The sequence below is a fragment of the Paenibacillus plantarum genome, from assembly GCF_013141695.1.
Classification (GTDB): Bacteria; Bacillota; Bacilli; order Paenibacillales; family NBRC-103111; genus Paenibacillus_E; species Paenibacillus_E plantarum.
The window spans coordinates 516,914-538,707 of sequence record NZ_WHNY01000075.1 but is presented as its reverse complement, the minus strand read 5'-3'; the positions used below and the strand labels follow the sequence as shown (position 1 = coordinate 538,707).

Sequence of the window (21,794 nt, the reverse complement as noted above, 5' to 3'; positions counted from 1 at the left end):
AATTCGTACAGCCCGAAGAACTGTTCTTCTTCAGGCTGTGCGAAGGGGCGCTAGCGATATCTTCAGGCAGATTCACGATTTCTTCTTCGTTTCCTTCTCTAACACACTCACACGCGGATCCGTCCCATAAATGGTTGTCACCAGACTGTCCGCATATCGGCCGATTCGCGCACCAATTTCAGCACGCATATAGTCCCTCGTCATCGTAAATCGATCTTCATGCTCACGGCACCGATACCGGTAACGGATCATCTGATCGTCTTTCTCCTCTTCCGCGACATGCATGTCATTCTCGAGCATATGACGCTTTACTTTGGCTAAGTCGGCGTGCATGTTCTTGGCCAGCACCTGAGCCACCTTCGAATAAAGTGTTCTTAGCATCTCGGAGGAACGCTCCACTTCACGCGCCCTTCGTACAATAATCGTATGCATGAGCGGCAGCAGCACAGATTCTCGTATAATATTAATGTCATCCGCTGTCGGGCGTTTCGTAGGAACTGGTTTGTCATGACGTTGGCTTTGAGCTGCTTCACGGTGTTGGGGCAGCATCATGCGGCTCGACTCCCATAAACCGTTATTCTGCAATTTTTTGCTCATTTATAATGACCTCCGATTTTGAGCGAGCGAACCTTCGCTTGGCCAGCTGTCGTCAAGGAGGACGCGCGAACAATCGCCGCATTGCCGAACCGATCCTTAATGCTATCCGTTACTTTCTCCAATTCACGTGCCTTCACTTGATCTTCAAAAAGGGTGAGCTGGTACGTTTCATCGTTCACGAACTGACTCAGCATCACGCCAGCACGACGAACTGGCATCGTGTCCCAGAATTTATAGAAAAGCTGCTTCACAGCTTGAAAAACAGTGCCCGTATGATTCGTCGGGTCTGGCATCTTCATCTGGCGCGAGAAACCTGTCGGCGCATCAAAGGGACTGCACATACAGCTAACCGTCACAATAGAGGCCATATAACCTTTGCGCCGACAATCCCGGCACACCTCCTCCGTCAGCTCCATGAGGATCGTATTCACTTCCGACGATTCCGCATAATCCCTCGGCAGCGTCATCATATGACCGATCGATTTCGGAGGCGTATCGAACGTGCCCGGCGTAACTGGACTGTCGTCCAACCCGTTTGCCGTTCGCCACATGACCTCCGCGTGAATGTCCGACTGTTTACCAAAACGCGCACGAAATTTCTGCTTTAGCTGAGGCAGCGGCGTCCGCGCCACCTCACCAATCGTATACATGCCCAACTTGGCAAAATGCGCCGTCATCCGCGAACCTACACCGAACATTTTGCTGATAGGTTCCTTCCACAAGTGCTCCTCGACAGCGGATGGCAGCAGTGTGAAAATGCCCGTCGCATTCTTTTTGGCCCATATATCTGTCGCGATTTTCGCTAGAATTTTATTCGAGCTAATTCCGACCCGCAGCTTAACCCCCGTTTGTTTGAGCACCTTATACTGCAGACTTCTAGCTACCTGCTCTGCATCTCCAAAGAACGGCAGGCTCCCTGTGACGTCAAGGAACTGCTCATCAATGCTGAAAATTTCAACGAGATCCGTAAATTCCTGATAAATTTCGGTTATTTGCAACGAAACATTAATATAATGCTGCATCCTCGGCCGCATGACGATCAGGTCAGGGCACTTCTTCAACGCTTCACCCAACCGTTCGGCTGTCGATACACCATATCCTTTGGCAACAGGGCAGGCAGCTAAAATAATACCTGACCTTAACGCAGGGTCTCCTGCTACGGCAACTGGCTTATTATCTAGACCTGGATGATCGGCCTTCTCTACACTTGCGTAGAAGCTCTGACAATCAGCCAGGAAAATCGTTCGTTCCCCGCCCTTGTTCCCCTTACTCATCGCAATTCCCCCCGCATATTCATCAGCATAGTCATAAGCTCAGCCTTGACCAAACTACGAAGCATCGTGAAATGATGAATGTAACCTCGAACTTTGTATTCGACTTGAATTCCTAAAGCATTCATTTCCGTGTGAATCACCTTAATCTCTCGCTGCTTCATCTTGCTTTTCAACTGCTGTAATTCTGGATAAATCCCCATCTCAACCTCTCTGAGATAGAAAAGAATATGATTATAAACAATTTTATCTTTATAAACCTTAAGTTCCTCCATATCTCTTGCTAACATATCAAGCAAAATCGGCAACAGTGTGTATTCCTTAATCATTTGAACATCCTCTTCTGTCTCTACTCTTGATGAACCACTCATGTTCTCACCACCATATGCGAACATATATTCGTTTTTACATATTATATACCGAACACGTATTCGTTATGCAAGTGGTTTTTCGGATATTTTTCACCAATAAAAGGATGAACTGCAGTTAATTTCAATTACTCTACCTAATTTTTACCTATTTATTGAAAACAAGCATCGCCTTACCGCCAATCTGTGCCAAACACTTGAAGTCGCACCCAGACATGTCATATTAAATATTCATCATTCAGGCGGATGTCCAAGCGTTCGGGTAATTGCCTGCATTAACTAGTTTAGAAACAAAGAAACGGAGGAGGTTTTCTTAACTATGGCATGCGATAATTCGGCGACTGCTTTAACTTGCTGCTCAGAGAAAAATTTCGTGCAGGATAAAGTATGTACGCCATGGACCGGCACAGTAGATGCCACAGATGTAGATATTGTCGCTTACAAGAATAATATTAATCCGAACCTTATCGGTACGGGATATGTGAAATTCGATTCTGGACCTGCAGCTATTACGTTGGATGTATTGAACAGTGCGGGGACTTCCATCCTAACGGCTGCCGTTTCCATTGAACCTGGAACAAGTCTGGCTTTTACTTACCAACGCTTCACCACGATACAGTTAACACTGGATGGAACAGACACTGGCTTATATCAAGGTGAATTTTGTATCACGACCCGTTATTCGATTCAATAATGTCAATTGAAAATTAAAGGAGGTACTCAACATGTGCTCTTGCAACACAGCTCTTTGCTGTTGTTCGGAAAAAACCTACGTACAGGATAAAGTATGTACGAATTGGCTAACGGCTGCAGCAGGTACAACCACCGTTTACACAGATAATTTGGCAACTCTGATTAGCGGCACTGGATATATCAAAAATGAAACGGGAACCGGTAACATTACAGTGAATTTTCTCCGTTCGGCAGCTCCCGTCATGACCGCTATCATTGTGGCGCCAGGAGGCAGCACCTCGTTTACTGTCGGGCGGTTTGATACGATTACTATTCTGACAACAGCAGCAGCAAGCGGGGAGTTTTGTATAACTGTGCGATACAGTATGTAAAATTAAAAAGCACACCACAATAAGGTGGTTTTTCACTAACCGTGAGAAACCACCTTATTCATTCGCAGCATGGATGTTCGGATTCGATTTGGAGTGTAGTGGAGATGACGTACTTGCCTTCCACATAACTCATCTCATCACCTAATGAAGAGATGGCAATGGCTTTGACACTTTGGCCTATAAAATTTATGGTACTGCCAGGAGGAACGCTCAGTCGCTTGTTATCGCCGTCATGAGTTTCAATGTCAACCTCCATCGCTTGGGTGCTACTCGAACTCGAAAATATACTAATCTGAGCCACTTCGATCTTGGACTCCACATCGATCTCCCATATCCGAAATCCAGGTTGATTGCCTTGAAGAAGTATATTGCCGCAGCACTCTTTATTGATCGTTGTCAGCGGCGGTGGCGGAGGTGGAGGATGGCAATGGTGGTGCTTAGGTGGTGGACAAGGTTTAACCACTGGCTTATATATAAACTTCAGATTAGGCTTTGGATTTAAGTTCCATTCCGGCTTTGGCTTTTTGGTTGGATATCGGCTGCGAGAACAAGAGGGACTGGGATGAGCCATCCTCGTCATCGATCGAAGATAACACCGCTTCGTCTGTTTCGGCCTACTGACCTTTCCTTTGTTTAAAGATAGGCAGGAAGACGATGTCTTGTGAACGATGGTCAGCTCGATAACCTTTTTCCTTGCGCTGCCTTTCTTCTTGATCACCTCACCTCCTCCTCCCTTCTATGCATCGATTCCTATTCCCTATTTATATTAGATGAATGTTTCTCCTTAATGGTTATACATGTTTTGGATTTATTTCAATAATCACCTAGGCAATCTGGTGCATCGACCACACAACGCCAGTTGTCCCATTGCCTATATTGATTGAAATCGTTAATCCAGCCGCGTTATAGAATAGGCCGATAACATCGCCAGCCGACAAAGAAACGTCCCCAGCCAATGTAATTTCACCGGTTCCCAATACGGCGCGCAAAGTAAGGAGCAATGCTACGTTAACATTTAAAATAGGTAGAAAACCACTCACCAAATTGACCGCGGAAGGGGATGTTCGCTGCACGGCAAAAAATGGATTGATCCCGGCGCCTAAGCTCACAGTGACAGCTGCAGTCGTGGAGTAGTTAATCGTTGCCAGTATCGTATACCTTCCTGTTGTCGGCACCGTGAAGTTGCCGGTAACTGCGTTAAAGTTCGCATTTCCATAATACGGACTAGCCGTCGACCAATTCGTAAGCTGTGTACTTGTTGCAATGGATAGCGTAGACAAGAATGCAGAAAATCCAGTCGACGCAAAATTCGGGCCAATTGGGCCAGTTGCACCGGTTACTCCAGTCGCTCCAGTCGCCCCCGTTGGACCGGTTGGGCCAGTTACTCCAGTTACTCCAGTTGGACCCGTTGCTCCTGTTGCTCCAGTTACACCAGTTGCTCCAGTCTCCCCAGTTGCTCCAGTTGCTCCAGTTGCTCCTGTTGCTCCGGTTACACCAGTTGCTCCAGTTACTCCAGTTGCTCCAGTTGCTCCAGTTGCTCCGGTCGCTCCAGTTGCTCCAGTTGCTCCAGTTGCTCCGGTCGCTCCAGTTGCTCCAGTTACTCCGGTCGCTCCAGTTGCTCCAGTCTCCCCAGTTGCTCCAGTTGCTCCAGTTGCTCCAGTTGCTCCAGTTGCTCCAGTTGCTCCAGTTGCTCCAGTTGCTCCAGTTGCTCCGGTTACACCAGTTACTCCAGTTGCTCCAGTCACTCCGGTTACACCAGTTGCTCCGGTCGCTCCAGTCGCTCCGGTCGCTCCTGTTGCTCCAGTTGCTCCAGTTGCTCCAGTTACTCCGGTCGCTCCAGTTGCTCCAGTTGCTCCAGTTGCTCCAGTTGCTCCAGTTGCTCCGGTCGCTCCAGTTGCTCCAGTTGCTCCAGTTGCTCCCGTTGGACCCGTTGGACATACGCACGGAATGCCACTGCAACTTAAAGCAACTGAACATGAACAATGTCTATGTGATCTTTCTTGAAATTCATCCTCATCTGCAGGACCGCAATAGTTCACGAATGATACCCTCCCTAAGGCCTTGCTTCAAACGACTCTATTACTAGTAAATGAATTTCAGCTTAATATGCTTGTACTCATGTCTCCCCTTGGATAAAAATGTACCCACATGAAAAAGGACCTTACGGAGTTTACCCAAAGGCCTTTCGCAGCTATTTCATTAGATTGCAGTAAGCGTAGCAGCCCTTACACCAAATATCACAGGAGAGCTTTGTGTCCCCCCTGCTATGCCCCCACATCGGCATAGCAAAAAACGCCACAAACAGAGCATCTCACGCTCCACATGTGGCGTTTTCATCATGCAGCTATCGAAATATAGACCATAATCGAATCAAGTGGAACGTGTTGTTCGGATCAATCTTTTGCGCCAGGATAAACGTTAAAATCTGGTGTGTCTGGTTCCCGCTGAGTTTCTCACCGAAAATACCCGCAGCAAGACCGATTAGACGCGTAACCTTCGCCGTGTTTTGTAAATCTGCCTTCGTGACGCCTTGCAGCAGCATTTTGATGCGTTCCTTTACCTCAGGGTTTTTCATCTTGAACTTTACACGCTCCACGAGCGCAGGATCGATGCCATATTGCTGATAACTCATACCCGCACCTCCGATACCCGTCATGCTCCTATCTTATGAGTGAATGTAGGCAAACTTGACTGAGGCCGATGCATATAAAAAAACCTATGACGTTAGTTTTAAGTGGTACAAGCCATTTTGCAGCAAAATGACCAATACTCGGGTGGCTTTCCTCCTCTATGCACGCAGCGCGTGCGGATCCGGAGGCGCGTTGAGGTGCCTATGCATGGCGGAGGTGTCGTATAAATGGAAAAAGTACAGCTAAATTCGAGCTATTGATCGAAAAATAACAATTAACTGGATTTCATGCATGTATTCTGATCAAAAATGTGAAGAACTTCTAAAATCATTGATTTTACCTACATAATATCCATCTAATCTTCAATTATGGAAGTTTTCAAAGAAAATAGCTGGAGTTTTTCCCGTTAAATTGTTTAGGGGAGGTGCGCGGCCGGCAAGGAGGGGCTTAGAGTTCAGGAGTTCAGGAGTTCAGGAGTTCAGGAGTTCAGGAGTTCGGGGGTTCAGGTTCAGGTTCAGGTTCAGGTCGAACTTCGGGGTTCGGAGGTTCTCAGCTAGCCATCCACCTAACATCCCACACAAAAAAACAGCCACCGTTCCCGGCAACTGTCCCTTCACTTACATATACATGGCGATGAGAATGACGCAAATGCAATTTAACGCAATGAGCAGCGGAAAGCCCACAACAAACGAAGTGTGCTTCGTTTTGTGACGCCACATGCGCATGCCGAGCCAACCGCCTATCCCACCGCCGAGAGCAGCGAGTAGAAACAGGCGTTTTTCCGGTACGCGGCGCCCACCTTTTTTGGCTTGTCCTTTGTCATGTCCCATCTCAACAAACGTAATGATATTCATCAATAATAAATAAATGAGAAAATAAGTCACGGCTGTACACCTTCACTCCCCTAAAATAGTGCAACTACTCCTATCTTAAAAGGGAACGCGCTAGGGGTCAACTTGTGTCTCCGTCCATGATCTACTAATCTAGCACTTCGCTGTCAAAAATATGAGCCCGCTCCAAATACGCCCTGAGCGGCATGAACGAAGCTCCCGTCCAGAAGGTCGAGTCGCCGACTAATTCAGCCGCATCATCGCGTGCCTGCTCCATAACTTCGAAATCCGCCATCATATCGGCGATGCGGAACTCCGGCAGCCCGCTCTGCTTCGTGCCGAAGAAATCCCCCGGCCCGCGCAGCTCGAGATCGCGCCGCGCAATCTCGAAGCCGTCGGTGGTCTCCGTCATCGCCTTCATGCGCTCCTTGCCGACCTCCGTCTTCGGGTCGGCGATGAGCACACAGAAGGACTGGTGCTCGCCCCGCCCGACCCGGCCGCGCAGCTGGTGCAGCTGCGACAGGCCGAAACGGTCGGCGTCGTAGATCACCATCAGCGTGGCGTTCGGCACGTCCACGCCAACCTCAATCACCGTGGTCGACACGAGCGCCTCCACGGTGCCTTCCTTGAAGGCGCGCATGATCGCTTCCTTCTCCTGCGCGCTCATACGCCCATGCAGCAAGCCAATCCGCATCTGCGGAAAATGCTGCTGCAACTGAATGTGGACGTCGATCGCATTCTGAACGTCCAGCTTGTCCGACTCCTCGATGAGCGGACAAATAATATACGCCTGCCGGCCTGCGGCCACCTCGCGCTGAATAAAGCCGAGCACGCGCTCCAGCATCGCATGCTGAACCGCGTACGTCTTGATCGGCTTACGTCCCTTCGGCAGCTCGCGCAGCGTCGAAACGTCCATGTCGCCGAACGCGGTGATGGCCAGCGTGCGCGGGATCGGCGTCGCCGTCATCGTCAGCACGTCCGGATTCATCCCTTTGCGCCGCAGGATGCTGCGCTGGTTCACCCCAAAGCGATGCTGCTCGTCCGTCACAACGAGACCTAACTGGCGGAAATACACATCCTCTTGAATCAGCGCATGCGTCCCAACCAACACATGGATCAAGCCCATCTGCAAAGAGGCCAGCAGATCCCGTCGCTGGCGGTCTGTTGAGCTTCCGGTCAGCAACGCGACCTGCAGCCCATAAGGCTCGAACAACGTGCTGAGCGAGCGATTATGCTGCTCAGCGAGGATCTCCGTCGGCACCATCAGCGCGCCTTGGTAGCCAGCCGTAACCGTCGCGTAGAGCCCTATAGCCGCGACGATCGTCTTCCCCGCACCGACATCGCCCTGCAGCAGTCGGTTCATCGCGTAGGGCTCCTGCATGTCGTGCAGGAGCTCACCAACGACCTTCTTCTGCGACTCCGTCAGCTGGAAGGGGAGCGCGCGCACGAAGGCGCGTACAGCAGGCAGATCAACCTGCTGCTTCAAACCATCCGTGCGGCTGCGCGTCACAGCCCGGTAAGCCTGGAGCTTGAGCTGGAAGAGGAACAGCTCCTCATACACCATGCGCCCCCGCGCCTGCTTGCCCTCCTCCACGCCACTCGGCGTGTGGATAATAGCCAGCGCCTTGCTGCGCGACATAAACCCGTACCGGTCGGTGATACTCGCCGGCAGCACCTCACGGATCAAGGCGCTGTACTGTGTCAGCGCCTGCCCTATGATCTTACGCATCCATTTCTGCGTAATCGTGCCCGCAACAACCGAATACACCGGCTGAATGGTGCCAGTGTTCGAATCCCCTTGTCCGGGGAACTCCGAATCGGACACACTCATTTGCCGGCGCTTGGCGTCCCATTTGCCAGTCAGAACAATCTCCTGCTGTGGCCGCAAGCGATCCTTCAAGAAATGGCGATTAAACCACACCGCCGTTAACAGAAAATCGTCGACCATCACCTTACAGGATAGTCGGGATTTGCCGCTATAGCGCTGCAGCACCGGTTCCCCAATGATATAGCCCTTCACGGTGACACGGTCGCCATCCTTCACACTAGCTAAATCGCGAACTGTGTAATCCTCGTAACGAAATGGCACATATTCGAGTAAATCCATAACTGTAAAAACGCCCATGGCGTTTAGCTCAAGTGCTTTTTGAGCGCCAACTCCATGGACTTCACGTACTTCAACTTGATTTAAATCCATCTCTTACACCGTACCTACGAAGGCTGCAATGGTACCTGGTCCAGCGTGTGCGCCAATAACAGGACCTAAAGTGATATATTCCACGTGCTCCACAGCGAACCGCTGCACGATGGCCTCTCGCAGCCCCTCCGCACCTTCCAAATTATTAGCATGAGCAATATGCAGCGTGCGGATCGTCTTATCGGACAAATCCGCCGCTAACAACTCAAGAATGCGTGCAATCGCTTTTTTGTTACCACGAACTTTATCAATAACCGTCACTTCACCCGCACTATCCAAAGAAAGAATCGGCTTAATGTTTAATAAGGAACCGAACAAGGCCGAAGCCTTGCCAATTCTACCGCCTTTCTGAAGAAACTCAAGCGTGTCTACAAGGAAATAAATATAATATTGCGCTCTCATCGTCTCAATGAGCTTTAGGATCTCGTCCACACTTTTCCCAGTTCGAGCCGCTTCGGCAGCAGCTACAACAAGCGCACCTATCCCATACGAGGCCGAACAAGAATCAATGACGTGAACCCTGCCGACTTGATCTCCTTCAAGCATTGAAGCAGCCAATTCAGCCGTTCTGTACGTTCCACTCAACACGGAAGCCAAATGAATCGAGATCACCTCGGCATCAGGTTCCTCCAACAAGCTTTGATAGAAGTTCAGAAACTCACCAGGTGAAGGCGTTGACGTTGTTGGGAAGTGTGAGGATGACGTCAGCTTCGTATAGAAATCCTCAGATTGCAGCGTCACCGCGTCCAAATACTGTTCCTCGCCAAAATTAATTTTGAGCGGCACCATTTCGATGTTCAACGCTTCTCTGACAGCCAATGGAATATCGGCCGTGCTATCCGTTACAATACGAATATTTGTCACAGGGCTCACTCCAATCACGAATTTACACTACCTGCTTGTACGATCCTATTCAACGGAGAATAGATAAGCATACAAGGGTTGTCCACCAGGATGAAGCTCAATTTCCATATCTGGATACATCGTCTGGATAAAAATCTCCAACTCTTCCATGCCTTCCTCCGTCGCATCTTCGCCCGTCAGGATCGTTACGATTTCGCTGCCTTCATCGATCATTTCTTCCAGCAGCTTCTTGCAAGCGTCCATCAGACTTGGCTGCGAAGAGACAATCCGCCCATCTTGAATACCGATGAAATGGCCCTGCTTAATATCGATCCCATCCATGTTCGTATCACGCACCGCATACGTCACTTGACCGGACTTCACACGTCGCAGTGATTCATTCATCGCGTCCGTATTGATCTGTGCATCCGCCTTCTCCTGGAAAGCCAGAATGGCTGCTAGTCCTTGCGGAATGGATTTCGATGGGATGACGATCAGTGTTTTGTTATCGACGAGATCAACCGCTTGCTGCGCGGCCAAAATAATATTCGAGTTGTTCGGAAGCACATAAATCGTGTCCGCATCAATACTGTTCACTGCGTTCACGATATCCTCTGTACTTGGGTTCATCGTTTGTCCGCCAGACAGCACGACATCCACACCCACACTGGATAAAATGTCCGTAATTCCATCACCCAGTGCAACTGCAACAAAGCCATACGGCTTATTGGGCACAGCAACTGCAGCAGCAGGACTCACAACAGGAGCCTCATACCCATGCGTCACGTCTTCTAATATATGTGAATGCTGATCACGCATATTTTCGATTTTGATCCGGCTGAGTGCGCCGTAATTCATCGCTTGATTCATAACCTCGCCAGGGTATTCTGCATGAATGTGCACCTTCACGAGCTCTTCATCAGCAACAACAAGGAGCGAATCTCCCAGCTTGCTGAGTTGCTCACGAAATACGCCTTCATCAAACGTAAAGCCCTTGACCTTGCCTGGAGCAATCGTCAACATGAATTCCGTACAATAGCCGAACTCGATATCTTCCGTAGCTAAATGGGCTTGTGCTGGCATATGAGCATGTACTTCTTTGGCCAAATTCATACCAGGAAGAAGAGACACCTCACCTAGATTCGTATCCATCGTAGCAAAGTCCTCATCGACTTGTACCAATCCACCGCTTAACGACGTAACGAAACCTTCGTAGACACAGACAAGACCTTGGCCTCCTGCATCAACAACACCGACCTGTTTAAGAATCGCAAGTTGATCTGGTGTTTTGGCCAGTGCTTCCTTGGCTCTGCCCAACACCTCATTCATCAAATCCAATACATCACTGCTGCGGCGGAATTGCACGGCATGTTTAGCCGCTTCCTTCGATACTGTTAAAATCGTGCCCTCAACCGGTTTCACAACAGCCTTATACGCTGTTTCTACGCCTTGCTGCAAGGCAGCCGCGAATTGCTGGCCATTCACACTTTCTAAATCATGCACATATTTCGCGAAACCGCGGAACAATTGTGACAAAATCACACCGGAATTGCCTCTTGCACCCATCAGTAACCCTTTGGACAATGCATCAGCTGCTTTCCCAATATGAGAAGATGGCTTCTTTTTCAGTTCCTCACAGCCTGCTGTGAGTGTTAAATTCATGTTGGTGCCAGTATCTCCATCGGGTACAGGGAATACGTTCAATCCATTAACCTTATCTACATTCCTGCGAAGGTTATCCGCACCCGCCAAGACCATGGCAGTGAAGTCATTTCCATTTATTGAAATAAAGCGCTTACTCAAAGTGATTCCCCTTCCTGGTTATCGGGCTTTTATTTGGCCACTCGCACGCCTTGAACAAAGATGTTCACGTCGTCTACTTGCAGCCCTACAACTTCATTTAAAATATATTTGACTTTCGTTTGGACATTACCTGCCACTACGGATATTTTGGTTCCATAGCTGACAATAATATAAAGATCAATTTCAAGTCGGCCGTTCTCTCTACGAACTTCGACACCACGACTCAAATTGTCTCGACCTAACAATTCAGCTATACCATCCTTCAATTGCTTTCTCGTTGCCATGCCTACAAGACCATAGCAATCTAATGCAGCAGATCCGGCCAGAGTTGAAATCACTTCATTGGTAATATACACTTTTCCATACTCGGTTGTGAGTTCAATCGGCATTATGTAACAACTCCTTCAAGTTTCGCTATACCAAGACTAATCTTCATTGTACTATAACATACTTCATAAATAAACGGCAAAAATGAAGCTAATTCGTTGACTAGGCTCCTTTTGCTATGCTATTATGTTTAAGTGTGTTTTTGCTGGTTACGTTCACGTATCACAAGTAAAAATTTGAGGAATACTGTCATGTCAAGCTTAGGCTTGCCACCCAGGCTTCTTTGTATACTGCCGAAGGAGGTGTCAAACATGTCCCGCAAATGTTTCATTACAGGTAAAAGTCCTAGTTCAGGAAATCACGTGTCCCACGCTAACAATAAAAACAAGCGTACTTGGGGAGTTAACGTTCAAAAGGTTCGCATCCTCGTTGATGGTAAACCGAAACGGGTTTACGTAAGTACTCGTGCGTTGAAATCCGGAAAAGTGGCTCGCGTTTAATTCGTAGCTACGGATACTTAACTTACTTATGTGAATGACAAAAAGCACCTTAATCGGTGCTTTTTTTGCATTCCTGGGGAGAATGACGTAAGTATGGGCAAACCCTAGTTTTTACTAAACGTATTAAGTACAGCTTTCACGAATCCTCCCAAAAATCTCGGCAGTTTGATTGTGTAGAATTTCATTCTCTACCCCTCCTTAGAGTTTTCGTCAGAAAACTGGGTTCGAAAGCATCAGCTTAGAATGATCGTCAGTCCACTGACCTCGTTCAAGCATTCACTTCGCGGCCCGTCAGCCGCCTTATTCACAAGCTTCTGCTTGTTCTAGCGCCAGTTCACTGACCTTCTTGAGCAAACGTTTCACAACGTGCATGACTGCTCCTAAAACATCATTACAACAGTGTATGCCCAGAGCGTAGAAAAAGTGCCTTCTATTTTTACTTCCTCCCACAATTCAGTTGCTTCCAGAAAGCAAAAAAAGCTACAAGAGCGCATCACTCTTGTAACTATATGTATGCGTGCTAGGGAGCGGTTATGCCCACCTCATTGTACAATGCAACAATTAAACTAAATATGAAATAGAAGAATACCGAGATGACGATAAACCATACGCGGAAGCTAATTTGTTCAAATCGACGGAAGAACCGCATCCCTACGTAGAGAGCGCCAAGCGAGAAAATGTACTTCACAAAATCGTCTATGGTTGAAAAACACGTCAATAATACCGCGCAAAGCAGACTGTACATCAGTAACCAGAGAAATCTCATTGTCCTTTGTCCCCTTTTAGCCGCGTATTCGTCTAATGGCCTCAGCACGGTCCTGTTGCCCGAATACGGCATTGCCGGCTACTAAGACATCAGCCCCCGCCTCTATGACCTGACGAGCTGTTATCTCGTTGATACCGCCGTCTACTTCGATGTGAAGCCCCGTGAGCCCCTTCGCATTCGCCTGCTCACGCAGCGCGCGAATTTTATTCAGCATACCAGGGATGAACGCCTGCCCACCAAAGCCTGGATTCACCGTCATAATGAGCACGAGATCCAAGTGCTCATCAAGCACATGCTCGATCAGAGAAATTGGTGTAGCAGGATTCAACACAACGCCAGCTTTAATACCGCTTTGCTTAATAAGGTCGAGCGTCCGGTGCAGATGCGTACAAGCTTCAACATGCACAGAAATCAGATCCGCGCCAGCCTTGACAAAATCAGGAATATAGCGGTCCGGCTTTTCGATCATCAAATGAACATCAAGCGGCAGCTTAGTGACTGGACGAATCGCGTCAACAACTAATGGACCAATGGTAATATTGGGCACAAAATGCCCATCCATAACGTCGACATGAATCCAATCTGCTCCGCCCTGCTCCACTGCCTTAATCTCGTCGCCAAGCTTGGCAAAATCGGCAGATAAAATAGAAGGTGCTACATATACCATTACGCCTAATACCTCCTCTTGCGTTCCTTGATTTCAGTTAGAAATAGCAAGTAATGATCATAACGAGAAGCTGCGATCGTCCCACTCGCAACGCCGTCCCGCACTTTACAGTCCGGTTCATGCAAATGCAAGCAACCTCTGAATCGACAGCCCTCAGCAATAGCCGCGAACTCTCTGAAACAACTGCTCAAGCCTTCCGCGTCGACCTCCATGAAGTCCAACTGGCTAAAGCCCGGTGTATCGGCAACAAGGCCCCCATTAGCAAGAGGCAACAGCTCCACATGACGAGTCGTATGCTTTCCTCTTCCTAATCGTTGCGAGATCGCATTCGTCTCTAGATCAAGACCGCTAATCATTTTATTCAATAAAGAGGACTTGCCAACACCGGATTGTCCAGCAAACACACTCACTTTGCCATCCAAATGCTGTAGAATCGCCTCTACGCCCTCTTCTAGTCTAGAGCTCGTCGTAACGAAGGGATAACCAATTCCCTCATATAGAGTCGTAATTCGCTTAAATTCAGTCGCAGTCATTTCTTTGGCATGAGAGGCATTGTCATCCGTATCCGTCAGCAAATCGCTTTTGGTGAAGCATAACAGCACATCAATCCCTGTATTTTCGATATGTACGAGAAACTTGTCCAATAGCTGCGTATTCAGAACAGGTTCTGTCACCGAAAAAACAAGCACAACCACGTTCACATTTGCGATCGGCGGACGAATAAGCTCCGAAGAGCGAGGAAGGATTTCCGTAACGGTTCCCTCCCCGTTCTCTGTGGCTTCGTACACGACACGATCTCCAACAAGCGGCGTTATATTTCTATTTTTGAACACGCCTCTTCCACGACAGGTCACCGTATTTCCCTCCAGAAGAGCAGCTCCTTCAGGCAATACATAATAATAACCGCTAAGCGCTTTGACAATCAGTCCTTGCGGCATTAATTGGCTCCTCCAGCCGGTGGTTTAGAAGCTGTTCCACCGGTTTGACCTTGGCCATTCCCACCAACGGGAATAGCGGGTCCGGTATTTTGTGTCTTCGGAGTCGGGGATGGACTAGGAGATACCGTCTTCCCGTTTTTTTGATCCAAATAATCTTGATAGGTGCGTGTGATTGAATTAACCAAGCTGTCTCCTTCTTTGATCAAGATTACGGCTTTTTTGTCCGGTGAAACAATGACTTTGACATCCAAGTTTTGCGGCTTCGAGACTTTTTCCGTCAAGTATTCGAAGTTCTCATATTGGGCGTCGCTCACAATAATTTTGAACACAGAGTCCTTGCCTTCTGTAGTAGGCTTCACAGGTACGCTAACTGTCAGTTGACCAGCTTCTTCTGGCAAACCATCACTAATGACGAGTGAAATTTCCCCGCCAATGGAGGCTTCCTCATCTTTTTTATAAGGAAACTGGGCGATTACTTTCCCTTTAGCTACTTTGTAGCTCTTCTCACGAGTAATGCCATTGACCGGGAGCTTCAGACCCAGCTTCGTAATTTGTGCCTTCGCCTCTGCTTCCGCCAAGCCAACTAAGTCTGTCATTTTAACCGTTTCCTTCGCTTTGCTCACCGTTAAGGTAATTGCAGCTTTTTCCAGTTCAAACTCCTCACCAGGAGGCGGTGACTGCCTGAGAATCAGATCAGGCGCATTGTCGGATGTTTCAGGTTTAATCGTAATTTGCTCATCCTTAATACCGAGTCCCTGCAGCTTTAATTTAACATCGTTTAGGGTTTGCCCCGCATAGTTGTCCATTTTAAATTTGGGAATGCCTTTACTCACGTAAAGAATGACCTTCGTACCAACATTCAGCCTTAACCCGCTTGGATCTTGACGAATGACCGTATCCTTGGGCAGTTTGCTATCCGCATCGTATTCGACCGTCCAGCCTAATTTGGCAACCGTTAGTTCAGCTTGCGCTTGTGTCAGTATCTTGTTCTCGACATTCGGGACCTCAACAGTCTCAATGGCGAACATCCCTTTCACGTAACCAACCATGTACCACATGGCGCCGAGCACAATTAACAAAACAGCAATCCAGATGAGCGGCTTAATCCAGCCTTTCCCCTTCGAAGGAGCAGGCTCTTCTCGCCAAGCTGGCTTGTCTGGTTCATCATCGTCGTCGTCATCGAATTGCGCTAGCTGATCAGCGCGAATGGCTGGCATAACCAGCGTCCGCTCTTCATCCATACCATAAGCATCCCAGAAAGCGACCTTTGCTTCATTCCGACGATCTGGAGCCAAGCACGTATCGAGATCGGCCATCATCAGCTTCGCAGATTGATACCGTTCTTCCGGCTTTTTGCGCATCGCCTTCAGTATAATGTTCTCTACACTTTGCGGAATCAGCGGATTCACTTTACGCGGCTCTTCCACATCTTCCTGCAAATGCTTCAAGGCGACGGAAATCGGACTTTCCCCTAGAAAAGGAAGTCGACCGGTCAGCATTTGATACATCACAATGCCTAGCGAATACAAATCCGATTTTTCCCCCGTATTCGTGCCTTTCGCATGCTCAGGAGAGAAATAGTGAACAGAACCGACGACAGATCCGGTTTGCGTAATCGTAGATGATGTCGCAGCTCTAGCAATACCGAAATCCGTCACCTTCACACGGCCGTTTTTGCCAATTAGAATATTGTGCGGCTTGATATCGCGGTGAATAATTTCATTATGATGAGCGTGATCAAGTGCATCTGCAATTTGGCTTGCATAATGAACCGCATCTTCCACCTGTAATGGCGCCTTTTCCTTAATCAAATCATTCAGCGTCTTGCCTTCGATATATTCCATCACGATGTAATGGACATCTTCTTCTTGCCCAACGTCATAAATACTGACAACATTAGGATGAGATAGGGAAGCGGCTGCTTGTGCTTCTCTGCGGAAACGACGAATGAATTCTTCATCGTGCACATACTGTGATCGCAGCACTTTGACAGCCACTTTACGATTCAAAAGCAAATCATGCCCTTTGTAGACTAAAGCCATGCCGCCTCCGCCAATACGTTCTAAGATCTCATAGCGGCCTCCAAGCTTTCTACCGATCAATTCCCATCACCCCTTTTTTCGTCCGAATCCTGATCATGTGCAAGTAAAAGGACCGTTACATTATCATCTCCGCCTTCGCGAAGCGCGCTCTGGATTAGCGCATCTGCCGCATCTTCCAACTGCTCGTTTTCCCGAACAATTCGCAGAATATCCGCATCATCGACCAATCCGCTCAAACCATCCGAACAAATGAGAATCACATCGTCTGGACGCCACGTGTACTCATACAGATCCACTTCCACACTAGGCTCAGTGCCTAGTGCACGTGTAATCCAATTACGTCTTGGATGATGATCAGCCTCTTCCATCGTTAGCTGTCCATTCTTAACAAGCTCGTAAACTAAGGAATGATCCTCCGTCAGTTGTTGAATGGAATCCCCAGTCAGTTTATAAGCACGACTATCTCCGATATGTCCGATAATGAGAAGCTCCTGTGAAGCAATAATGGCAACGACAGTCGTTCCCATGCCATGGTACTTTTCTTGATCCGACGCAAAAGCATAAATCTCCTCGTTCGCCTTCTCAATCGCTTCCCTCAGTATTTGCTTACAGGACTCCACCGACATTCCCCAATGGATGGATTGCAATTGCGCTCCAATCGTGTCAATGGCCATTTGACTGGCAATATCACCAGCTTGATGCCCTCCCATTCCATCCGCAACAATAGCCAACGATAGACCATTGAGTTGATGGTAGATAGCGGCACGGTCCTCATTGACTTGACGGACCTTCCCTATATCGGTACGACTTACCATCTTCATCCGGCTCTCACCTCATTTACTGCTCTCCATATGCTTAGCTCGCAATTGTCCGCAGGCAGCAGCGATATCACTACCTTGTTCACGGCGTATGGTGGCATTAATTTTGCCCTTCTCCAGAATACGTTGGAAGGTAAAAATATCATCTCGGGGTGTACGCTTGAAATCACGTTCAGCCACAAAATTGACAGGAATCAGATTCACATGGCTGAGCGGCATATCTTTCAAGACAAGCGCCAGCTCTTCCGCATGCTCCGGCTGGTCATTCACTTCGCCCATGAGGGCATATTCAAACGTAATCCGTCTGCCCGTTTTGGCAATGTAGTACTTACAAGCTTCGATGAGATCTACGAAAGGGAACCTGCGATTAACAGGCATTAGCTTCGATCGCAGTGCATCATTCGGCGCATGGATCGAAATCGCCAAATTCACTTGCAAATTCTCATCCGCGAACTTATAAATGTTCGGTACGATGCCACTCGTCGATACCGTAATGTGACGCTGTCCGATATTCAACCCTTTCGGGTGAATCATGACACGCAAGAAATTCATGGTCGCTTCATAATTTTCGAAAGGCTCACCAATCCCCATGATCACGATGGAAGAGATACGCTCTCCCGTCTCATCAAGCAATTTCTGAGCTTTCACAACCTGGGCGACAATCTCGCCTGGTCGTAGATCCCGCTTCAACCCGCCCAAAGTGGACGCACAGAACGTACAGCCGACTCGACAGCCGACTTGGGTCGTCACGCAAATACTGTTGCCGTAATTATGCTTCATCACGACGGTTTCAATAGCGTTCTTATCTTCAAGCTCAAACAAGAACTTGACCGTGCCATCCTGGGATTGATATTTCGTAATCTCGGACAGGGTAACGAACTCAAACTGATCCTTCAGCTTGTCGCGAAGTGTTTTCGGCAAATTCGACATTTCGTCGAAGCTGAAAACGCGCTTAATGTATAACCAATCAAAAATTTGACCGGCACGAAACGCAGACTCCCCATTTTCTTTGACCCAGCTTTGCCATTCATCCCAATTCAAATCATATACAAACGGTTTCTCTTTCAGATACGGCTTAATACCCACATTTATCACAACCTGTTGTTATTTCGTCTATTTTAAAATATTTTAACACAAAGCAGGAACGAACACACGTCCCTGTCTGTTACACGTCACGCTTACGCAGCCGAGCGATAAAAAAACCGTCCGAATGGAACTGCTGCGGCAAAATTTGCACCATGCCAGACGTAGCCGCCTTCGAGTCAATCTCCGTGAACACATCCGCTGGCAGCGGAACTAGCTCGAACTCGCTGTGTTCGGCAAGAAAGCGCTCGACCATGCCCTCATTCTCTGCCTGTTCAATCGTGCACGTGCTGTACACCAGCACGCCGCCTGGCTTGAGCAGACGGTGTACACGACTCAGAATCGCATACTGCGTTTCACTGATTGCTTCGATCTCCGCCTCCTGCTTCGCCCATTTGAGATCCGGCTTGCGGCGAATAACCCCCAGGCCAGAGCAAGGTGCATCAAGCAGGATGCGGTCGAAAGACTCCGCCGCAAAATGCTCATCCAGCTTCGCAGCATCCATCACGAGCGTCTGAATCGACGATAGTCCCAGACGCTCCGCTTGATCTGCGATTAATTTCTGCTTGTGCTCATGCAGATCACAAGCCCAAATCTGACCCACATCGTCCATCTTCTCCGCGATGTGGGCGGTCTTGCCGCCAGGGGCGGCGCAGCAGTCCAGCACCTTCATGCCTGGACGCGGGTCAAGAGCCTCGGCGACGAGCATCGAGCTCTCGTCTTGAATCGAGAAGTCCCCTTGCTGGAAGCCGGGGACTAACGCCATGTTCCCGGCCCCCTGCACAAGGATGCCGGCCGGGGCCAGCTCTGACGCTTCCGCGCTGAAGCCGCTAGCTTGGAGCTGCTCCAGCAGCTCCAAGCGGCTGCGCCGCCTCGCGTTCGCGCGAATGCTCACGTGCGGCGGCTCGTTGTTCGCCGCACAGATCTGTTCCGTCAGCTCAGGGCCGAGCTGACGGATCCATCGGCGCACGAGCCATTCCGGATGGGAATGGCTCAGTGCGATGCGCTTCACGTCGCCGAGCGCAGCCGGCAGCGTGAGCTCGTCCTTGCTGCGGATGATCGCGCGCAGCACGCCGTTGACCATGCCCGAGATGCCTTGATGGCCTCGGCGCTTCGCAATATTGACCGCTTCGCTCACGACCGCATGGTCAGGGATGCGGTCCAAATAGTGCAGCTGATAGAAGCTCAGCCGCAGAAGGCACCTCACCCAAGGCTCAAGCTTCGCAAGACCCTTGCTGACGAAACGCTCCAAGAAGAAGTCAATCGTATTCTGGCGCCCAATCGTACCGTACACAAGCTCCGTCGCCAGTCCAGCATCTGCACGCTCAAGGGCATGCTTCTGCAGCACTTGGTTCAACAGCAGATTGCTATAGGACTGATTCTCTTCAACTCGAATAAGTACATCCAGTGCCGCATCACGGGCAGAACGCTTAACAGCGCTGCTCTTCGCAGCGCCCGAGGATGATTTTGGCGCAGAGGGCTTACCCGATCTCTGCGAATTCGTATGTCCATGTTGCGGACGAGTTGGTTTAGTCGTAGACAAAATCAAATACCTCATTTTTTTCGTGGCATTGTAAATATAGAAAATCAGTCTTACATAAGCACTATTTCGAATTATCCTTACGCGTTCCCCAATACCGTACCCGCCGGAATTTGCACACCGCGAATGAATTCAGATACCGGCATCGCCTTTTTGCCAGCAGGTTGAATCTCCGTTAGCCACAATGTACCTGCTCCCGTCATGACTTCAATCCCTTGCTCGCTGCAGCTAAGCACAGTTCCTGGCACTATGCCAGACCGTTCCTGACCTGCTTGCTGCGGCTTCAAGCTCGCCCAAACCTTCAGTACATCGCCATTCCAGAACGTGTAAGCGCCAGGATATGCGTTTAACCCTCGAATGTGATTCCACAGCTCCGTTGCAGTGAGCGACCAGTCCAAAAGTTCATCTTCCCTGCGAATATTAGGCGAATAGATCGCATCAGCGTCATTCTGAGGAACAGCTTCGATCCGACCCGCCAATAGATCAGGCAGCGTCCGCTTCAGCAAATCAGCCCCAGCAACACTCAGCTTGTCAAACAACATCCCTGTCGTATCCGTATCCTCAATCGGAAGTGCAACACGCGAGATCATATCTCCCGTATCCAATCCAACCGCCATATACATAATGGTTACGCCAGTTTCAGCCTCACCTCGCATGACAGCATGATGAATCGGCGCTCCCCCCCGATATTTCGGAAGCAGCGATGCGTGAATATTAATGCAGCCATACTTAGGCAAATCTAACACCGATTTCGGTAAAATTTGGCCATAAGCCGCTGTTACAATTAAATCTGGTGCAAGCTGGCGAATCTGCTCTACGGAATCTGCTTCACGCAACTTTACTGGTTGAAGCACTGGAATGCCATGCTTCTCGGCCTCTACCTTCACTGGCGTCGGTGTAAGGACGCGTTTGCGTCCCTTCGGCCGATCTGGCTGCGTGACAACCGTTGTCACGTTATAGCCTTCCTCCAAGAGTGCTTGCAAGGAGGGTACTGCAAATTCTGGTGTACCCATGAAAATGATATTCACGCTTCTTCTTCCTCTTCTTCATCGGCTGTATACGTTTTGACCGCAAGATCCGTAAACAATACGCCATTTAAATGATCGATCTCATGGAAAATACAACGAGCAAGCAACTCCGTGCCTGTCACTTCAATCGGATTCCCATTGCGATCTTGCCCTTTCGCCGTTACGTTCAACGCACGAAGTACATCACCGCGAAGCCCAGGAATACTCAAACAGCCTTCAGGACCCATTTGTTCCCCGCTGGAAACAACAATCTCAGGATTCACCATTTCGATTAACCCGCCATGCTCCTCGCCGCAATCCATCACGATTACACGCTTCAGAATACCGATTTGTGGAGCAGCAAGACCTACGCCTTCCGCTTCATACATCGTATCTGCCATATCATCAAGCAATTTATGCAGATTGGAATTAAATTTCGTAACTGTGATCGCTTTCTCGCGCAGCACAGGATCTGGATCTTTAACAATAATACGAATAGCCAT

The 21,794-nt window shown here is 48.9% G+C and carries 24 protein-coding genes; 3 read left to right on the top strand and 21 right to left on the bottom strand.

Translation table 11 applies throughout. From position 1 onward, the window contains the following. Positions 1–72: 72 nt before the first annotated feature. Genes GC096_RS30475 through GC096_RS30465 form a run of 3 tightly spaced genes read right to left on the bottom strand, consistent with a single transcriptional unit; the run spans position 73 to position 2,239 of the window. Entirely contained in the window at positions 73–597 is a 525-nt protein-coding gene (locus tag GC096_RS30475) for a YhjD family protein (protein WP_216626293.1), read from the bottom strand. After that, the gene (locus GC096_RS30470) at positions 594–1,871 is read right to left on the bottom strand and encodes a DNA polymerase IV (RefSeq protein ID WP_171635571.1); all 1,278 of its coding nucleotides are present in this window, start codon (positions 1,869–1,871) and stop codon (positions 594–596) included. The genes GC096_RS30475 and GC096_RS30470 overlap by 4 nt, the downstream gene beginning before the upstream one ends. After that, the gene (locus GC096_RS30465; RefSeq protein WP_063795520.1) at positions 1,868–2,239 is read right to left on the bottom strand and encodes a YhjD family protein; all 372 of its coding nucleotides are present in this window, start codon (positions 2,237–2,239) and stop codon (positions 1,868–1,870) included. Before GC096_RS30465 ends, GC096_RS30470 begins: the two co-directional genes overlap by 4 nt. A 316-nt stretch (positions 2,240–2,555) precedes the next feature. Between GC096_RS30465 and GC096_RS30460 the strand changes: the two genes are divergently transcribed. After that, the gene (locus tag GC096_RS30460; protein WP_171635569.1) at positions 2,556–2,930 is read left to right on the top strand and encodes a DUF3992 domain-containing protein; all 375 of its coding nucleotides are present in this window, start codon (positions 2,556–2,558) and stop codon (positions 2,928–2,930) included. 31 nt (positions 2,931–2,961) lie between these two features. After that, positions 2,962–3,300, top strand: a complete 339-nt coding sequence (locus GC096_RS30455) for a DUF3992 domain-containing protein (RefSeq protein WP_171635567.1) — start codon at positions 2,962–2,964, stop codon at positions 3,298–3,300. A gap of 58 nt (positions 3,301–3,358) precedes the next feature. Here GC096_RS30455 and GC096_RS30450 read toward each other — a convergent pair whose 3' ends face one another. The 8 genes from GC096_RS30450 to GC096_RS30415 all read right to left on the bottom strand — a co-directional run bounded on the left by GC096_RS30450 (position 3,359) and on the right by GC096_RS30415 (position 11,992). Then, positions 3,359–4,018: an S-Ena type endospore appendage gene (locus GC096_RS30450; RefSeq protein ID WP_171635565.1), complete on the bottom strand. Its 660-nt coding sequence runs from the start codon at positions 4,016–4,018 to the stop codon at positions 3,359–3,361. Between the two features lie 106 nt (positions 4,019–4,124). Then, positions 4,125–5,339 carry a collagen-like triple helix repeat-containing protein gene (locus GC096_RS30445; protein WP_216626334.1) on the bottom strand — a complete coding sequence of 405 codons (1,215 nt, stop codon included), beginning with the start codon at positions 5,337–5,339 and terminating at the stop codon, positions 4,125–4,127. A 305-nt stretch (positions 5,340–5,644) separates the two neighbouring features. Further along, positions 5,645–5,932, bottom strand: coding sequence for a stage VI sporulation protein F (locus GC096_RS30440; protein WP_171635563.1), 288 nt, complete (start codon positions 5,930–5,932; stop codon positions 5,645–5,647). A gap of 615 nt (positions 5,933–6,547) precedes the next feature. Continuing rightward, positions 6,548–6,814, bottom strand: coding sequence for a DUF1294 domain-containing protein (locus GC096_RS30435; RefSeq protein ID WP_312886373.1), 267 nt, complete (start codon positions 6,812–6,814; stop codon positions 6,548–6,550). 94 nt (positions 6,815–6,908) lie between these two features. Beyond that, a complete protein-coding gene (gene recG / locus GC096_RS30430; protein WP_171635562.1) occupies positions 6,909–8,957 on the bottom strand; it encodes an ATP-dependent DNA helicase RecG in 2,049 nt (682 codons plus the stop codon). A gap of 3 nt (positions 8,958–8,960) precedes the next feature. Beyond that, positions 8,961–9,821 (bottom strand): fatty acid kinase binding subunit FakB, encoded by an 861-nt coding sequence (locus tag GC096_RS30425; protein ID WP_171635560.1) that lies wholly within the window; start codon positions 9,819–9,821, stop codon positions 8,961–8,963. A 45-nt stretch (positions 9,822–9,866) separates the two neighbouring features. Then, positions 9,867–11,603 (bottom strand): fatty acid kinase ATP-binding subunit FakA, encoded by a 1,737-nt coding sequence (locus GC096_RS30420; RefSeq protein WP_171635558.1) that lies wholly within the window; start codon positions 11,601–11,603, stop codon positions 9,867–9,869. 29 nt (positions 11,604–11,632) lie between these two features. Further along, complete coding sequence (locus GC096_RS30415; protein WP_028558212.1) at positions 11,633–11,992, bottom strand: Asp23/Gls24 family envelope stress response protein; 360 nt, start codon at positions 11,990–11,992, stop codon at positions 11,633–11,635. Between the two features lie 249 nt (positions 11,993–12,241). Here GC096_RS30415 and rpmB point away from each other — a divergent pair, with 249 nt between their 5' ends. Further along, complete coding sequence (gene rpmB / locus GC096_RS30410) at positions 12,242–12,430, top strand: 50S ribosomal protein L28 (protein ID WP_029197753.1); 189 nt, start codon at positions 12,242–12,244, stop codon at positions 12,428–12,430. Between the two features lie 104 nt (positions 12,431–12,534). On the opposite strand, the gene spoVM is transcribed toward rpmB, so the two are convergent. The 10 genes from spoVM to def form a co-directional block, all read right to left on the bottom strand. Continuing rightward, on the bottom strand, positions 12,535–12,615 hold the full coding sequence (gene spoVM, locus GC096_RS30405; RefSeq protein ID WP_036634233.1) for a stage V sporulation protein SpoVM: 81 nt from the start codon (positions 12,613–12,615) through the stop codon (positions 12,535–12,537). Between the two features lie 335 nt (positions 12,616–12,950). Beyond that, complete coding sequence (locus GC096_RS30400; RefSeq protein ID WP_171635556.1) at positions 12,951–13,196, bottom strand: hypothetical protein; 246 nt, start codon at positions 13,194–13,196, stop codon at positions 12,951–12,953. 16 nt (positions 13,197–13,212) lie between these two features. Continuing rightward, positions 13,213–13,863 (bottom strand): ribulose-phosphate 3-epimerase, encoded by a 651-nt coding sequence (gene rpe / locus GC096_RS30395; protein WP_171635554.1) that lies wholly within the window; start codon positions 13,861–13,863, stop codon positions 13,213–13,215. Positions 13,864–13,868: 5 nt separating this feature from the next. Continuing rightward, positions 13,869–14,801 (bottom strand): ribosome small subunit-dependent GTPase A, encoded by a 933-nt coding sequence (gene rsgA, locus GC096_RS30390; protein ID WP_171635552.1) that lies wholly within the window; start codon positions 14,799–14,801, stop codon positions 13,869–13,871. Then, complete coding sequence (gene pknB, locus GC096_RS30385; protein ID WP_171635550.1) at positions 14,801–16,903, bottom strand: Stk1 family PASTA domain-containing Ser/Thr kinase; 2,103 nt, start codon at positions 16,901–16,903, stop codon at positions 14,801–14,803. The genes rsgA and pknB overlap by 1 nt, the downstream gene beginning before the upstream one ends. Then, a complete protein-coding gene (locus tag GC096_RS30380; RefSeq protein WP_171635548.1) occupies positions 16,900–17,664 on the bottom strand; it encodes a Stp1/IreP family PP2C-type Ser/Thr phosphatase in 765 nt (254 codons plus the stop codon). The genes pknB and GC096_RS30380 overlap by 4 nt, the downstream gene beginning before the upstream one ends. A gap of 12 nt (positions 17,665–17,676) precedes the next feature. Continuing rightward, positions 17,677–18,747 (bottom strand): dual-specificity RNA methyltransferase RlmN, encoded by a 1,071-nt coding sequence (gene rlmN / locus GC096_RS30375; RefSeq protein WP_171635546.1) that lies wholly within the window; start codon positions 18,745–18,747, stop codon positions 17,677–17,679. Positions 18,748–18,826: 79 nt separating this feature from the next. After that, positions 18,827–20,302, bottom strand: a complete 1,476-nt coding sequence (rsmB, locus tag GC096_RS30370; RefSeq protein ID WP_171635545.1) for a 16S rRNA (cytosine(967)-C(5))-methyltransferase RsmB — start codon at positions 20,300–20,302, stop codon at positions 18,827–18,829. Between the two features lie 62 nt (positions 20,303–20,364). Then, entirely contained in the window at positions 20,365–21,312 is a 948-nt protein-coding gene (gene fmt, locus GC096_RS30365; RefSeq protein WP_312886372.1) for a methionyl-tRNA formyltransferase, read from the bottom strand. Next, the gene (gene def / locus GC096_RS30360; RefSeq protein ID WP_171635543.1) at positions 21,309–21,794 is read right to left on the bottom strand and encodes a peptide deformylase; all 486 of its coding nucleotides are present in this window, start codon (positions 21,792–21,794) and stop codon (positions 21,309–21,311) included. The genes fmt and def overlap by 4 nt, the downstream gene beginning before the upstream one ends.